Raw genomic sequence first — 15974 nt, 5'->3', positions numbered from 1 at the left:
GTGCGTATTTTTATCTGGATTTTGCATGAGGAAATGGATTTAATTATATAATTCATACAACTATTAAAATCCCTTGCTAAAGTAGAAATATTAATATTTTTAGAGAAATTATTATAGAATTTATAAAAAATAAGATTGACTGAATGCTCATTCATATTTTACAATGATTAAAACAAGGTATTTTCTAGAAACTACTATTAAACCAAAATAGTAAAAGCAAAGGTGGAAGGAGCAACTAAGAGGGGGGAAATGAAATGTCTGCATTATTAATCATTAATTGGCTATTATTTTTAGCTGTAGTTGCTTATGGATTAGGACTATTCACGTATTTAGTAAAGACACGCTATCAATTTATTAAAATGGGGAAAAAAGTTGAATTTGATAACGATGTTAAAGCACGGTTACGAAAAATCGGTGTATATGTTTTTGGACAAAAGAAATTATTAAAAGATAAAAAGAGCGGTGCCATTCATGTCATGTTTTTTTACGGATTTATATTGGTTCAGTTCGGGGCTATCGATTTTATCTGGAAAGGTCTAAAGCCAGGTTCACATTTACCGTTTGGGCCACTGTATCCATATTTCACCTTTTTTCAAGAAATAGTGACGCTTGTTATTTTAGTCGCTGTTGTTTGGGCATTTTATCGTCGTTATATCGAAAAGCTTGTTCGACTAAAACGGGGGTTAAAGTCGGGACTTGTTTTAATTTTTATCGGAGGTTTAATGGTTTCTGTACTTGTCGGTAATGGAATGGGAATGATTTGGCATGGGGAAGAGGCTTCTTGGTCAGAGCCAGTCGCTTCTCTAATCGGCACGGTGTTTGGATTCCTACCACCTGTTGCTGCGATTACTATATTTTTCATCATGTGGTGGATTCATTTAATAACTCTTATGACATTCTTAGTTTATGTACCACAATCTAAACATGCCCATTTAATCGCTGGTCCTGTAAACGTTTACTTTAATCGTCTGACGCCAGCTGGGAAATTAACGCCAATCGATTTTGGAGCATTGGAAAATGAAGATGAAGAATCAGAGGAAGTACCATCTTTTGGTGTTGGAAAAATAGAAGACTTCACACAGCTTCAATTGATTGACCTCTATGCCTGTGTTGAGTGTGGGCGTTGTACGAATATGTGTCCTGCCAGTGGCACAGGAAAAATGCTATCGCCAATGGATTTAATGACAAAACTTCGTGATCATCTGACTTTTACTGGTGCAGTACAAACCCATCAAGAACCATGGGTACCGAAAATGTTTTTCAAGAATACGCAAGGGAACCAACTTGCTATTGCAGCTGGGGCAGAGGGGGCGACTGTTGAAGACATATACAGCCCTTCATTGATCGGCGATGTTATCACAGAAGAAGAGATTTGGGCATGTACTACTTGTCGTAACTGTGAAGATCAATGTCCAGTTATGAATGAACATGTTGAGAAAATCATTGACTTGCGTCGTTATTTAACAATGACAGAGGGCAAAGTACAATCAGATGCTGGACGCGCAATGACAAATATTGAACGGCAGGGAAACCCTTGGGGAATCAATCGTAAAGAAAAGGAAAACTGGAGAGATGCACGTCCAGACTTGCATATCCCTACGCTGAAAGAGGCTTCAAAAGCAGGTGAAGAATTCGAATATCTATTCTGGGTAGGGTCTATGGGATCTTTTGATAATCGTTCACAAAAAATTGCTTTAGCGTTTGCTCATTTGATGAATGAGGCTGGGGTAAAATTCGCTATTTTGGGCAATAAAGAAAAGAATTCTGGTGATACGCCACGCCGTTTAGGAAATGAGTTTTTATTCCAAGAACTTGCTGAAGCTAATATAAAGGAATTTGAAAAAGCGGGTATTAGCAAAATCGTAACAATTGACCCACATGCTTATAATATTTTCAAAAATGAATACAGCGATTTTGGATGGAGCGGAGAAGTATACCACCATACAGAACTGTTATATGATCTAGTTCAACAAGGGCGTTTAAAACCACAATATGAAATCAACGAAACCATTACATTCCACGATTCTTGTTACTTGGGTCGTTACAATAATGTATATGATGCACCACGTGAGATTCTTAAAGCGATTCCAGGAGTTAAACTGGTTGAAATGGAACGCAATCATGAAAATGCCATGTGTTGCGGAGCAGGTGGTGGGCTGATGTGGATGGAAGAACATGTTGGGAACCGTATCAATGTAGCTCGTACAGAACAAGCGTTGGCAGTGAATCCTACGATTATTTCTTCAGGATGTCCTTATTGCTTAACAATGCTGTCAGATGGTACGAAAGCAAAAGAAGTAGAAGATCAAATAAGCACATATGATATCGCAGAATTGTTAGAGAAATCTGTTTGCGGGAAGGTTCAAGTCACAAAAATAGATATAGAAGAAACGATACAATAAACAGAAAAAAATAGGGTATTGCATAATATTTAAAACTTTTATACAATATTTATAAAGCAAGGCTTCACATAGCGAGGGGGAGTTGGACCAATCAAGCTTTTTACGGGCAGTTGTTCCTCTCGCTTATCTTCCTACTTTTTATCTGCGTTTGGAAGTGGGTTACTGTCCATTAATGAAGGATAAATGGGAGAAGAGAGAATAAAACCTTCTCTTTTTTTTCAAGATTTTATTGAGTGAGCGTTCAGTCAATATGGAAATTCGAGCACTCATTTTCTTTTTATGATCCATGTAAGCGTATTCAATGACAAATTAAAGGGGTGTTTAATTTGCAAAAATCGGTAATTATTAATGGAGCACGGACAGCTTTTGGAAAGTTAGGCGGTAAACTGAGTTCTTTATCGGCCAGTGATTTGGGTGGTGTAGCGATAAAAGAAGCATTAAGGCGTTCCAATATAGGGGTTGAGCAAGTAGATGAAGTCATTATGGGAACGGTTTTACAGGCGGGGCAAGGCCAGATCCCTTCTCGTCAAGCCGCTACAAAGGCTGGAATACCATACTCTGTAAAAACAGAAACGATTAACAAAGTTTGTGCATCAGGATTACGTAGTGTAACACTTGCAGACCAACTCATTCGATTGGGTGAGGAACAAGTAATAGTAGCTGGTGGAATGGAATCCATGTCTAATGCACCGTACTTATTACCAAAAGGTCGATTCGGCTTGCGAATGGGGGATGCAACGCTGGTCGATGGGATGGTTTATGATGGCCTTTCATGTGCACTTCATCCGAAACATGTACACATGGGCACATATGGTGATGAAACAGCAGAGAAATTTGAAATCTCAAGAGAAAAACAAGATGCATGGGCATTGCGTAGTCATCAAAAAGCAATAGCTGCAATAGAAGGAGAGAAATTTGCGAAAGAAATCGTATCAGTGACAATCCCTCAAAGAAAGGGGGATGCCGTTGTCGTTGATACAGATGAAGCTCCACGAAAGGATACGTCAATCGAAGTATTGGGTAAATTGAGAGCGGCATTTAGTCCAGATGGTACGATCACAGCTGGTAATGCACCGGGCGTCAACGATGGAGCTTGTGCAGTAGTTGTCACAAGTGAGCAATATGCAAAAGAACATCAGTTATCACCACTTGCATATATCATTGGTCATGCAGAAGTAGGAGTAGAGCCAAATGATTTTCCACAAACGCCAGGGCTTGTGATCAACAAAATCTTAGAAAAGACTGGTAAGACGATAGCGGATATTGATCTATTTGAGATCAATGAGGCTTTCGCAGTTGTAGCGCTTGCAAGCAGTCAAATTGCAGGGCTCAACCTAGATAAAGTAAATGTCAATGGTGGGGCTGTAGCACTGGGGCATCCAATTGGGGCATCGGGAGCAAGAATCATTTTGTCATTAGCTTATGAACTACAACGTCGTGGCGGTGGAATCGGTATTGCAGCTATTTGTTCAGGGGGTGGTCAAGGGGATGCTATCATGATTGAAGTTCCAACACAAGGGGGAGTAGAAAAATGACAATTCAAAAAGTAATGATAATCGGCGCAGGGCAAATGGGTTCGGGGATTGCTCAAGTCTGCGCACAGGCAGGATTAGACGTCAAACTAAACGATATTAGTGAAGCATCTTATGTTAAGGGAGTTCAAACCATCGCCCAAAATCTTTCAAGGAATGTCGTGAAAGGACGAATAACGGAAGATGAAAAAGATATCATTTTGCAAAGACTGACAAAATCATTATCGATTGAGGACGCAGCAGACGTGGATTTAGTAATAGAAGCAGCTGTAGAAAATATGACAGTCAAGCAATCTATTTTTAAACAACTAGATGATATCACTCCACAACATACTATTCTCGCTTCTAATACGTCATCACTGCCAATAACAGAAATCGCAGCAGTAACCAAAAGACCTGAGCAAGTAATCGGTATGCATTTTATGAATCCTGTGCCAGTGATGAAATTGGTTGAAATCATTCGAGGCTTAGCTACTTCCGATGAAGTGTATAACGATATCGAAGAGCTAACGAAAAAACTCGAAAAAGTACCAGTGGAGGTAAATGATTTTCCTGGATTCGTTGCCAATCGAGTGTTAATGCCAATGATCAATGAAGCTATCTACACACTTTATGAAGGTGTGGCAAGCAAAGAAGCCATTGACCAAGTGATGAAATTAGGGATGAATCATCCGATGGGACCGTTAACTTTAGCAGATTTTATCGGTTTGGATACATGCCTTTACATCATGGAAACATTATATGAAGGCTTTGGTGATAGCAAATATCGTCCTTGCCCACTATTGCGAAAATACGTTAAAGCTGGATGGTTAGGAAAGAAAACTGGCAGAGGGTTTTACCATTATGAATAAAATAAATGCTGAGCACTTCTTTTGTTAATAAGGATATCAGGCGTGTTGATTAGGAAAGCTGAAGACAATCCAATGTTCCACGGAAAGAGTGAATAAAGTCTCGGAAAGAACAAATAGACCTTCCGAGAGAGCAAATACTCCTACGAAAAGAGCGAATAAATCCGTGGGAAAAGCGAACAGTTGAGACCCATATGAACAATTAAGGAACGAAGTCTAGGAACGCCATGTCCTGTGGCAACGATTCCATGACCACCGTCTGTTGTCCTAAGGTGGCTCAGCGCTCGCCCACAACAAAGCGTGAAAGTCGTAGTGGGAATCAGCGAATACACTATATTTTATAGGGGAAATTGGATAATAATCAATACGCTTGTAAGGATATAAATGCATGATAAAGGGGAGATTCCTCATGGATTTACAGTTCACAGAAGAGCAATTGATGATGCGCGATATGGTTCGAGATTTTGCAAAGGATGTCGTTGCCCCACAAGTCAACAATATGGAAAATGGGGATTTTCCACGTGATATTCTAGCTAAGATGGGAGAGCTAGGACTTATGGGAATTACGGCACCAGCAAAATATGGCGGTTCCGAAATGGATTTTACGTCTTATATTATGGTCATTAACGAATTATCAAAAGTGAGTGCAGTCATTGGGGTGATTTTGTCTGTGCATACATCGGTTGTAACAAATCCAATCCTCTATTTTGGCAATGAAGAACAAAAACAACGTTTCGTTCCCAAACTGGCTTCTGGAGAATATTTAGGAGCATTTTGTCTAACAGAACCCTCATCAGGATCAGATGCAGGTTCCTTAAAAACGACAGCGAAAAAAACAGGAAAACATTATGAACTGAATGGTTCAAAAGTTTTTATCACTAATGGTGGAGAGGCAGATATCTATCTTATTTTCGCATCTACAGATCCATCAAAAGGTACAAGTGGCATTTCAGCATTTATCGTCGAAAAGGATACAAAGGGGTTAATCATTGGTAAGGATGAAAGAAAAATGGGGCTACATGGTTCGAGGACAGTCCAGCTCACATTCGATCAGATGAAAGTTCCTGCGGAAAATCTACTTGGTGCAGAAGGGGAAGGCTTTAAAATAGCTATGGCGAATTTGGATGTTGGACGCATTGGCATAGCTGCACAAGCATTAGGAATCGCAGAAGCGGCTTTAGGAGAAGCAACAAAATATGCGATAGAACGAAAACAATTTGGAAAACCAATTGCTGAAAACCAGGGAATCTCCTTTAAGATAGCTGATATGGCAACATCCATCGAAGCAGCTAAATTACTTATATATAGAGCAGCAAGCTTGCGAGCAATGGGGGAATCCTGTCGAAAAGAAGCGTCAATGGCGAAGCTTTTTGCTTCCAAAACAGCTGTTGAAGTGACGACAGAGGCCATTCAAATATTTGGGGGCTACGGCTACACCAAAGAATACCCAGTAGAACGTTATTTTCGAGATGCGAAAATCACAGAAATATACGAGGGCACCAATGAAATTCAACGAATGGTTATTGCAAGATGTTTATCTTGATTCAGCAGCACTACGATATAAAACATAACAATCACAGAGGGCTTTTTTATAAAAATAAAACACAAAGGGGATAATTGATATGAACTTTAAACTATCTGAAGAACACGAAATGATTCGAAAAATGGTAAGAGATTTCGCGGTAAATGAGGTTGCTCCTACTGCAGCAGAACGTGATGACAACGAAAAATTCGATCGTGCAATTTTTGATCAAATGGCTGAGCTAGGTTTAACAGGTATACCTTGGCCAGAAGAATACGGCGGCATTGGCTCCGATTATTTAGCCTATGTGATTGCTGTTGAAGAATTGTCACGTGTTTGCGCATCAACAGCTGTAACACTTTCAGCACATACTTCGCTTGCAGGCTGGCCTTTATATAAATTTGGTACCGAAGAACAAAAACAAAAATATCTACGCCCAATGGCTGAGGGCAAAAAAATCGGGGCTTATGGGTTAACAGAGCCAGGTTCAGGCTCTGATGCTGGCGGTATGAAAACAACAGCGAAACTTGATGGCGATCACTACATTTTAAATGGTTCTAAAATCTTTATTACAAACGGTGGTGTCGCAGATATTTATGTAGTTTTTGCTGTAACTGATCCAGAAGCTAAAAAGGGCACATCTGCCTTTATCGTAGAAGCTGATTTTGAAGGGTTCTCAGTAGGGAAAAAAGAAAAGAAAATGGGCATTCGTTCATCACCCACAACAGAAATTATTTTTGATAACTGTCGTGTACCTAAAGAAAACTTGCTTGGTGCAGAGGGTGAAGGCTTCAAAATCGCGATGAAAACACTAGATGGTGGCCGTAATGGGATTGCCGCTCAAGCAGTCGGTATTGCACAAGGGGCATTAGATGCAGCTGTAGATTATTCAAAAGAGCGTGTTCAATTTGGTAAACCGATATCTGCTAATCAAGGCATTTCATTTAAATTAGCAGATATGGCAACTGCTACGGAAGCTTCCAGATTATTAACTTATCAAGCAGCTTGGTTAGAATCAAATAATTTACCATATGGTAAACAATCAGCTATGGCAAAGCTAATGGCTGGTGATACGGCGATGAAAGTAACGACTGAGGCAGTTCAAGTCTTTGGAGGTTATGGTTATACAAAGGAATATCCAGTAGAGCGCTTTATGCGTGATGCTAAAATTACTCAAATATATGAGGGGACACAAGAAATTCAACGTCTCGTAATCTCTCGGATGCTTTTAAAATAATAGATGGCAAAAGAAAATAAAAGGCTAGTTCACACCTCCATTAAAGATGAAAATCTCATCGAGAAAAGACGAAAAGAAATGATCCAAGCGGCAATCCGTCTCTTTAAAGAAAAAGGTTTCCATCGAACAACAACACGAGAAATTGCGAAAGCAGCGGGTTTTAGTATTGGTACATTATATGAATATATTCGAACAAAAGAGGATATTCTCTATCTAGTTTGCGACAACATCTATTTAGAGGTTCTCAAAAGATTAGAACCTTTGCAGCAGCAAGAAGCGACTATTAAGGGGTTAGTATCTGCAATCTATCAATATTATCATCTTGTAGATGACATGCAAGATGAAATGCTTGTCATGTATCAAGAATCGAAATCTCTGCCAAAAGATGCTCTCGAATATGTATTGTCGAAAGAAATGGAGATGGTTGGGCTTTTTAAGGCTTTGCTAATAGGCTGCGAGAAAAAAGGGGAACTCCAAATGTCTATAGCAGAGCTCAATCTTCTGGCTCACCAAATTGTTCTTCAAGGTCAAGCGTGGGCATTTCGCCGTTGGGCATGGCGGAAGAATTTAAACATAGAAGACTATATCAAGATGCAAACAAAGATATTACTAAATGGTATTCAAGTATAAGTGAAGCTTCAACTTAGTAGGTTTTTTCACCCCTCACTGAGAGTTAGAGTTGAACGAATTGGCATATAAAGCGGTGTTTTCGTGGATCTTCTACTTTTGCTTGAGTCTAAAAGTAGGGGACTTACTGCTTGTTAACGCGGGATAAAGTTTTTAGGGATGCAAGGAAGAAAAATACGGACAGTAGTAATTGCCGTTTCTTTCCTTGCATTTTCTATCTGGGGGAAATGTTCTGATGCAAAAAGGGGGAATTTTTCAATGACAACAAAGTTAGAAATGCAAAAGTATAGGCCACAACACCATGTAAGGTTTATAACAGCGTCAAGTCTATTTGACGGTCATGATGTATCTGTTAATATTATGCGTCGTATCCTACAAGCGAGTGGAGTAGAAGTCATACATCTTGGTCATAACCGTTCTGTGGAGGAAGTCGTCAATGCTGCGATTCAAGAGGATGTACAAGGAATTGCGGTATCATCCTACCAAGGGGGTCATATGGAGTATTTTAAATATATGCATGATCTTCTAAAGGAAAAGGGTGCACCTCATATTGGGATATTTGGCGGTGGCGGAGGGGTTATTTTACCGAAGGAAATTAAAGAGCTTCAGGATTATGGTGTAAAAAATCTATTCTCGCCCGAGGATGGTCTTGCCCTTGGATTACAAGGTATGATCAATAAAATGATTGAAAAAAGTGATTTCTCAACGATACAAGGAGATCTGATCGATAAAATTCATCAGCTGACAACTGAAAAGCCTGAAATACTAGCACAGCTCATCACAGCAGTTGAGGAAGGAAAATATCCAAAAGTGGAAGAGTTGCTAGACACAGCAAGAGGATTGTCTAAAAAGACACCTGTTTTAGGAATTACCGGTACAGGTGGAGCGGGGAAAAGCTCATTGACAGACGAACTTATTCGGCGCTTTCTTCATGAATTCCCAGATAAGAAAATTGCAATGATCTCCATCGATCCAACTAAACAAAAAACAGGTGGTGCTTTACTTGGAGATAGGATACGCATGAATGCGATTTTTAATAATCGTGTTTACATGAGAAGTTTGGCAACACGCAATTCACATACAGAATTATCTGCTGCGCTTAGCGATGTTTTAGACATTGTGAAAGTCGCAGGATTCGATTTGATCGTTGTTGAAACAAGTGGTATAGGTCAAGGGGATGCTGCCATTACGGAGGTGTCTGATCTATCTATGTATGTGATGACTAGCGAGTTTGGCGCTCCTACACAACTTGAAAAAATCGATATGATCGACTTTGCAGATCTAATCGTTATCAATAAATTCGAAAGAAAAGGCTCAGAAGATGCACTTCGACAAGTGCAAAAACAATATCAACGTAGCCATGAATTATGGGATCAAAATGTGGATGAGATGCCTGTCTTTGGTACCATTGCAAGTCAGTTTAATGATAAAGGTACCAATTCTTTATTTGCAGCATTAATCCAAATTATCAATCAAAAGTATGGATATAATTGGGATACTTCCTATGAGCAATTTGTCAAAACGCAAAAACAAAATGTCATTATTCCCAATGATCGCCGTTATTATTTACGGGAAATCTCTGATGCTGTAAGGACTTATCATAAAAAATCGGTGCAGCAAGCAGAGTTAGCAAGAAAGTTGTTCCAATTAGAAGGTACGTTAAAATTAATGCAGGAAGAATCACTTGATACTACGCTTGTCCCATCATTACAACAGTTACTAGATGGTGTGAAGAATCAACTATCAACAGAATCAAAACAAATCCTTAATAACTGGCAAACATTAAAAGAAAATTATCAAGGCGATGAACTTGTAACAAAGATCCGTGATAAAGAAATCCGTACGATTTTAACGACTACAAGTTTATCAGGTCTTAAAATTCCAAAAGTTGTTTTACCAAAATTTGTAGACTATGGGGAGATTCTTCGCTGGGTTTATGCAGAAAATGTTCCAGGCTCTTTCCCTTATACGGCAGGCGTTTTTCCATTTAAAAGACAGGGAGAAGATCCAAAACGGCAATTTGCTGGAGAAGGGACACCAGAACGTACGAATCATCGTTTTCACTACTTATCCAAAAATGATGATGCCAAGCGTCTATCAACAGCATTTGATTCTGTAACATTATATGGAGAAGATCCAGATGGACGTCCAGATATTTACGGTAAAGTTGGTGAATCAGGTGTAAACGTTTGCACATTAGAAGATATGAAGAAATTGTATGCTGGATTTGACTTGTGTGCACCGTCAACATCCGTTTCAATGACGATCAACGGACCAGCGCCTATTATTTTAGCTATGTTTATGAATACGGCAATTGATCAACAAGTGCAAAAACGTGAAAAAGAACTGGGCAGGACTTTAACGGTGGAAGAGTTTACAGAAACTAGAGCCAAAACATTAAATATTGTTCGTGGTACAGTGCAAGCAGATATTTTAAAAGAAGACCAAGGGCAAAATACTTGCATCTTTTCAACCGAATTTGCACTTCGTATGATGGGGGATATTCAACAATATTTTATTGATAAGAAAGTACGTAACTATTATTCGGTATCGATATCTGGTTATCATATTGCTGAAGCGGGAGCAAATCCGATTTCACAACTTGCTTTCACGTTAGCAAATGGCTTTACGTATGTAGAATATTATTTGAGTCGTGGCATGCATATAGATGATTTTGCCCCAAATCTTTCGTTCTTTTTCTCAAATGGTCTTGATCCGGAGTATAGTGTTCTGGGACGTGTTGCACGGCGCATTTGGGCAGTGGCAATGCGTGATCTATATGGCGCAAATGAACGCAGTCAAAAATTAAAATACCACATCCAAACATCTGGCAGAAGCCTGCATGCACAAGAAATTGACTTCAATGATATTCGTACAACATTGCAAGCACTGATGGCCCTGCATGATAACTGTAACTCTTTGCATACGAATGCCTATGATGAGGCCATTACGACACCAACAGAAGAATCTGTTCGACGTGCGATGGCTATCCAAATGATTATTACAAAAGAACATGGGTTGACCAAAAATGAAAATCCATTGCAGGGCTCTTTTATTATCGAAGAGCTAACAGAACTTGTGGAAGAAGCAGTACTTGCAGAGTTTGATCGGATAAATGATCGTGGTGGTGTGCTGGGAGCAATGGAAACTCAATATCAAAGAGGGAAAATCCAAGAGGAATCCATGTACTATGAATCCCTAAAACATTCAGGTAAACTTCCAATAGTAGGGGTCAATATGTATTTAAATCCTAATCCGCCATCAGAGGAAGCGGTCAATAGTATGGAGATTGCACGTGCAACGAAAGAGGAGAAAGAAGCACAAATCCAAAATTTGCGAAACTTCCAGCAACAACATGCAGAAGAAGCAGTAATAGCATTACAAAAACTAAAAGAAGTAGCCAAACATGGTGGCAATATCTTTAAAGAACTAATGGAAACTGTCAAAGTAGCAAGCTTAGGTCAAATTACCAATGCGCTTTATGAAGTTGGGGGAAAATATAGAAGGAATATGTAAGCATCCATTTCTTCATTTGTGGTCACAATACAGGTATGTTCCATCAAAAAGTCAAAGTCTAAGAAAAGTGAAAATTCACCCAGTGAGGGCTCTTCATCCTTTACTGGGTGTTCGTTGAATAGATGGGGTTTTTATAGGCAGTTGGATCCCGGCTGATCCTCTTTTTTCCTTGTGTTTTAGGTGTGACCCATACTGCTTGTTTATGCGAGAGAAAGCCAAAATAACAATCGTCACTTCCAAAGTAATCATGCCATCATTTTTTATCGTTCTCCTACTTTACGAATAAGCGATAGAGGAGTATGCTTATTCAACAGAGTAAATTTGATAGAAGAACTTATGACTTTTGATATAATTACGGAGTGTCTAGTCGTTTGATTAGGCCTTCTTTTTCGCATTTATCTTGATTCAATGGGAGTACAAGCGTTCGCTAAATCAGAAGGATTTTTTAAGCAAGCTCGAAAAAATCCAGACAACTGGTTAGCTGGAGCGAGCGTGAGTGATTTGAAATACTGACTAGACTATTTTGAAGGAAGTGACAGTACAGTGAAAATCGTGATGCATTTCATGATTATTATATTGTGCTTAGTACTGACCTATTATATATATGATAAGCAATTAGGAGCTATATCATTCCTTCTACTCGCTATATACTTGTTTATTTATGGGTATTATCGTTTAAGAATAGAAAAAAAGAAGAATTGATTGTGGCAAAAATAAAGTATAATTGTTTATAATGGATATTATGTTTATGAAGAAAGGACGTGCACGTATTGAATCCTCGTGATTTAACTCAAGAACAATTAATAGAAGAATCCTTAATTAACTTAGCATACGCTATTTTAGAAGAAAACCACAAACCAATGTCATTTGCTGAAATAATTCAGGCAATCATTGACTTAGGTGCTCGCACTTCAGAAGAAATGAAAGCAGCATCTATCCAATTCTATACAGATATCAACATTGATGGACGTTTCCTTGTATTAGGCGAAAATCGTTGGGGTATTCGCGAATGGTACGCGATCGAACAAGTAGAAGAAGAAACTGCACCAACTGTTAAAGTCCGTAAGAAGAAAGCAAAAGCGCCAATCGTTGATGAGGATGTCGTCGCTGAAGATGATGATGACATCATATTTGATGAAGATTTTGATGAATTTGTTGATGACGATGGCGATGAAGAAAATGATGAAGAAGAAGACTTCGATTCAGCCGACATTGAAGATATTGATGATAATGATCTAGATGAAGATATTGAAATCGACGATGAAGATTTTGATATTGAAGAAGACTTAGATGAAGAAGACGAATTAGAAGAAGACAAAGAGAAATAATAACATCTTGACAATTTAAGTAATTTCGTATACCCTTTTACTTGGGCTCCTCAAAAAAGGAGAATGACCGTATAATTAATACGCTCCCTCTGCAATTATTTGCAGGAGGAGCGTTTTTTGTATTTTTTATAAGTGTTTACGAAACACTTACTATAGAGGAGGAATTTGCATTGACCAAATATATTTTTGTAACGGGCGGTGTAGTATCATCACTAGGAAAAGGTATTACAGCAGCTTCACTAGGAAGATTATTAAAAAATCGTGGTTTAGAAGTGACAATTCAAAAATTTGATCCATATATCAACATTGATCCCGGAACAATGAGCCCATATCAACATGGCGAAGTATTTGTAACTGATGACGGGGCAGAAACAGATTTAGACTTAGGTCACTATGAACGTTTTATTGATATCAATTTAGGCAAACATTCAACCGTTACTTCTGGTAAAGTTTATTCAACTGTTTTGAAAAAAGAACGCCGTGGTGATTACAATGGTAGAACGGTTCAAGTCATTCCGCATATCACAAATGAAATCAAAGACCGTATTCAACGTGCCGGTCGTGAAACAAATGCAGATATCGTTATTACTGAAGTGGGTGGAACAGTAGGCGATATCGAATCATTGCCATTCCTTGAAGCTATTCGTCAAATGAAGCGCGATATTGGCAATGACAATGTATTATATTTACACTGTACGCTTATCCCATATATTGCGGCAGCTGGTGAATTAAAAACAAAGCCAACTCAACACTCTGTAAAAGAGTTACGTTCTTTAGGTATTCAGCCAAATATTCTTGTTGTTCGTACAGATCGTCCAGTACCTCAAGAAATGAAAGAAAAATTAGCTCTATTTTGTGATGTAAAACCTCACGAAGTAATCGAATGTGTAGATGCAGAGCATTTGTATGAAATTCCCTTGAATCTACAATCTCAAGATTTAGATGATATCGTGCTTGAGCATTTCGGTATTCATGCACCAGAAGCAGATATGACAGATTGGAAAGTACTTGTAGATAAAGTGAAGAATCTTAAAAAATCCACAAAAATTGCACTAGTAGGTAAATATGTTGAACTACAAGATGCGTATATCTCTGTTGTTGAAGCCCTTAAACATGCAGGCTATGCATTTGACACGGATATTGAAGTAAATGCTATCAACGCAGAAAATGTCACAACTGAAAACGTGAAGGAATTACTAAAAGATGCAGATGGCATTCTTGTACCAGGTGGATTTGGTGATCGTGGTGTAGAAGGTAAAATTTTAGCTATACAATATGCTCGTGAAAATGATGTACCATTCTTAGGTATTTGCTTAGGTATGCAACTTGCAACAGTTGAATTTGCCCGTCATGTACTCGGTCTTGAAGGTGCGCATTCTACAGAATTAAATCCAAATACAAAATATCCAATCATTGATCTGCTACCAGAACAAATAGATATTGAAGATTTAGGTGGTACGCTTCGTCTTGGCTTGTATCCATGTAAACTAAAAGACGGATCTCGCGCGGCACAAATTTATAATGATGAATTAGTATATGAACGCCACCGCCATCGTTATGAATTCAATAACGAATATCGTGAGGCTATGGAAGCAGCAGGCTTAGTATTTTCTGGTACTTCACCAGATGAACGTTTAGTTGAAATTATTGAATTACCAGATAAGAAATTCTTTGTGGCATCTCAATTCCACCCAGAGTTCAGATCTCGTCCAAACCGTCCTCAACCATTATTCCGAGAATTTATTGGAGCAGCGGTTAAATAGAGAGTGATTTGAAAGTAGATGGTGCTTTCCTAAAATTCATCTCGTATTAACGGGAGGTGAGATCCTCACATCCAGACTCAAGGAGTAAATAGAGAATGAGTGTGTGGACAGCTACCTGTATAAGAAAACCTTGATGGGTTCAATTAGCGTGGGATAAAAAAGACCACTACTGAGTGAAGTTTTAACAAAATAATACGGAAACAAGTTAGTAAAAAATCTGCTCATTCTAATGTTAGATATGAGCAGATTTTTTGTAATGAGCACGAAACAGCAGGAGTGAATTGGTTGGAGAGAAAACACCTTATCAACTGAAGCGACAGGTGGCGAGTTTTGACATGTGTTGATTGAAAAAAATAGGTGATAAATGAAGACAAATCCGACGTCCCATGGAAAGAGCAAATAAACCTTCCAAGGGGGCGAATAAAGTCTCGGAAAGAGCGAATAAACCTTTCGAAAGAGCAAATAAACCCACGAAAAGAGCAAATAAATCCGCGGGAAAAGCGAATAGTTGAGACCCCACAGCGCAGTGAGGAGAGGATGCTCAAGCCACGCCCTCAGGAAAGCGAGCAAGCCGTAGCGAATACATTATATTTTATTAATCAAAAAGGTGTGTTATTAAGTAAAAATTTCAGTTTCTAAGCATCTAAAAAAATATAAAGGTTCTTAGAGTAAAAGCAAATTTACATTCCTGCTAGTATTTCATCGTAAGATAATTTAATGGCTTCATAGATAAATAATGCCGCCAGCGTATGTGGTAAAACAATTCGTTCGCCTAATTCATTGGGTAACAATCCTTTTTTAATACCTATTGGAATATAGGTGTATGCCAAGTTAGCCATTTCACCTGCATCTTCTTCTTTGTCATTTGCAACAACTGCAAATGGGATAAAAGCATCATACAATTGATGAGCCAGTGCCAATGCATCTGGCTGATTTGCATGACGGGTGAAAATACAGACACGATCTATATCCGTTATTTCCACATGTTTTGTCCAAGGACGCAATTTTTTGAATGGTTCAGCGGCTTTTAACGCATTCAATTCGATTGCTTGTAATTCATCAAAACAAGCGAAGTAAACAGTACCTTCGAAGGCACCAGCCTGAGCGAGTAAGCGAGCGGACTCTTCTATAGCTTCTTCTTGATTAGCAGCGATTTGAGCAAGCAAACCACCAGTTTGCGTCGATAGCATTTTTAACAT

At 38.7% G+C, this 15974-nt stretch carries 10 protein-coding genes; 9 read left to right on the top strand and 1 reads right to left on the bottom strand.

Annotated features, from left to right (window positions below; all coding sequences use genetic code 11):
• Positions 1 to 254 precede the first annotated feature (254 nt).
• From FEU33_RS14475 to FEU33_RS14435, 9 genes are all read left to right on the top strand, one after another.
• Positions 255 to 2402, top strand: a complete 2148-nt coding sequence (locus FEU33_RS14475; protein ID WP_146550191.1) for a (Fe-S)-binding protein — start codon at positions 255 to 257, stop codon at positions 2400 to 2402.
• Between the two features lie 326 nt (positions 2403 to 2728).
• Positions 2729 to 3937 carry an acetyl-CoA C-acetyltransferase gene (locus FEU33_RS14470; RefSeq protein WP_146550190.1) on the top strand — a complete coding sequence of 403 codons (1209 nt, stop codon included), beginning with the start codon at positions 2729 to 2731 and terminating at the stop codon, positions 3935 to 3937.
• Positions 3934 to 4785, top strand: a complete 852-nt coding sequence (locus FEU33_RS14465) for a 3-hydroxybutyryl-CoA dehydrogenase (RefSeq protein WP_146550189.1) — start codon at positions 3934 to 3936, stop codon at positions 4783 to 4785. The genes FEU33_RS14470 and FEU33_RS14465 overlap by 4 nt, the downstream gene beginning before the upstream one ends.
• 406 nt (positions 4786 to 5191) lie before the next feature.
• The gene (locus FEU33_RS14460) at positions 5192 to 6325 is read left to right on the top strand and encodes an acyl-CoA dehydrogenase (protein WP_146550188.1); all 1134 of its coding nucleotides are present in this window, start codon (positions 5192 to 5194) and stop codon (positions 6323 to 6325) included.
• Between the two features lie 79 nt (positions 6326 to 6404).
• Positions 6405 to 7541: an acyl-CoA dehydrogenase gene (locus FEU33_RS14455; RefSeq protein ID WP_146550187.1), complete on the top strand. Its 1137-nt coding sequence runs from the start codon at positions 6405 to 6407 to the stop codon at positions 7539 to 7541.
• 3 nt (positions 7542 to 7544) lie between these two features.
• Positions 7545 to 8171 carry a TetR/AcrR family transcriptional regulator gene (locus FEU33_RS14450; protein WP_146550186.1) on the top strand — a complete coding sequence of 209 codons (627 nt, stop codon included), beginning with the start codon at positions 7545 to 7547 and terminating at the stop codon, positions 8169 to 8171.
• Positions 8172 to 8426: 255 nt separating this feature from the next.
• Positions 8427 to 11684 (top strand): fused isobutyryl-CoA mutase/GTPase IcmF, encoded by a 3258-nt coding sequence (gene icmF, locus FEU33_RS14445; RefSeq protein ID WP_146550185.1) that lies wholly within the window; start codon positions 8427 to 8429, stop codon positions 11682 to 11684.
• Between the two features lie 761 nt (positions 11685 to 12445).
• Entirely contained in the window at positions 12446 to 13012 is a 567-nt protein-coding gene (gene rpoE / locus FEU33_RS14440; protein ID WP_146550184.1) for a DNA-directed RNA polymerase subunit delta, read from the top strand.
• 170 nt (positions 13013 to 13182) lie between these two features.
• Positions 13183 to 14775: a CTP synthase gene (locus FEU33_RS14435; protein ID WP_146550183.1), complete on the top strand. Its 1593-nt coding sequence runs from the start codon at positions 13183 to 13185 to the stop codon at positions 14773 to 14775.
• 680 nt (positions 14776 to 15455) lie between these two features.
• Here the strand turns inward: FEU33_RS14435 and FEU33_RS14430 are convergent.
• The gene (locus FEU33_RS14430) at positions 15456 to 15974 is read right to left on the bottom strand and encodes a DUF2529 family protein (protein WP_146550182.1); all 519 of its coding nucleotides are present in this window, start codon (positions 15972 to 15974) and stop codon (positions 15456 to 15458) included.

The sequence above is a fragment of the Rummeliibacillus suwonensis genome (assembly GCF_007896435.1).
GTDB lineage: Bacteria > Bacillota > Bacilli > Bacillales_A > Planococcaceae > Rummeliibacillus > Rummeliibacillus suwonensis.
This window is presented reverse-complemented; position numbering and strand designations above follow the sequence as displayed.

Bases quoted from the DNA above. Each gene is read 5' to 3' on its own strand.
- FEU33_RS14475 (WP_146550191.1), top strand. From the start codon at position 255: ATGTCTGCATTATTAATCATTAATTGGCTATTATTTTTAGCTGTAGTT.
- FEU33_RS14465 (WP_146550189.1), top strand. From the start codon at position 3,934: ATGACAATTCAAAAAGTAATGATAATCGGCGCAGGGCAAATGGGTTCG.
- FEU33_RS14460 (WP_146550188.1), top strand. From the start codon at position 5,192: ATGGATTTACAGTTCACAGAAGAGCAATTGATGATGCGCGATATGGTT.
- FEU33_RS14455 (WP_146550187.1), top strand. From the start codon at position 6,405: ATGAACTTTAAACTATCTGAAGAACACGAAATGATTCGAAAAATGGTA.
- FEU33_RS14450 (WP_146550186.1), top strand. From the start codon at position 7,545: ATGGCAAAAGAAAATAAAAGGCTAGTTCACACCTCCATTAAAGATGAA.
- icmF (WP_146550185.1), top strand. From the start codon at position 8,427: ATGACAACAAAGTTAGAAATGCAAAAGTATAGGCCACAACACCATGTA.
- FEU33_RS14430 (WP_146550182.1), bottom strand. From the start codon at position 15,974: ATGTTAAAAATGCTATCGACGCAAACTGGTGGTTTGCTTGCTCAAATC.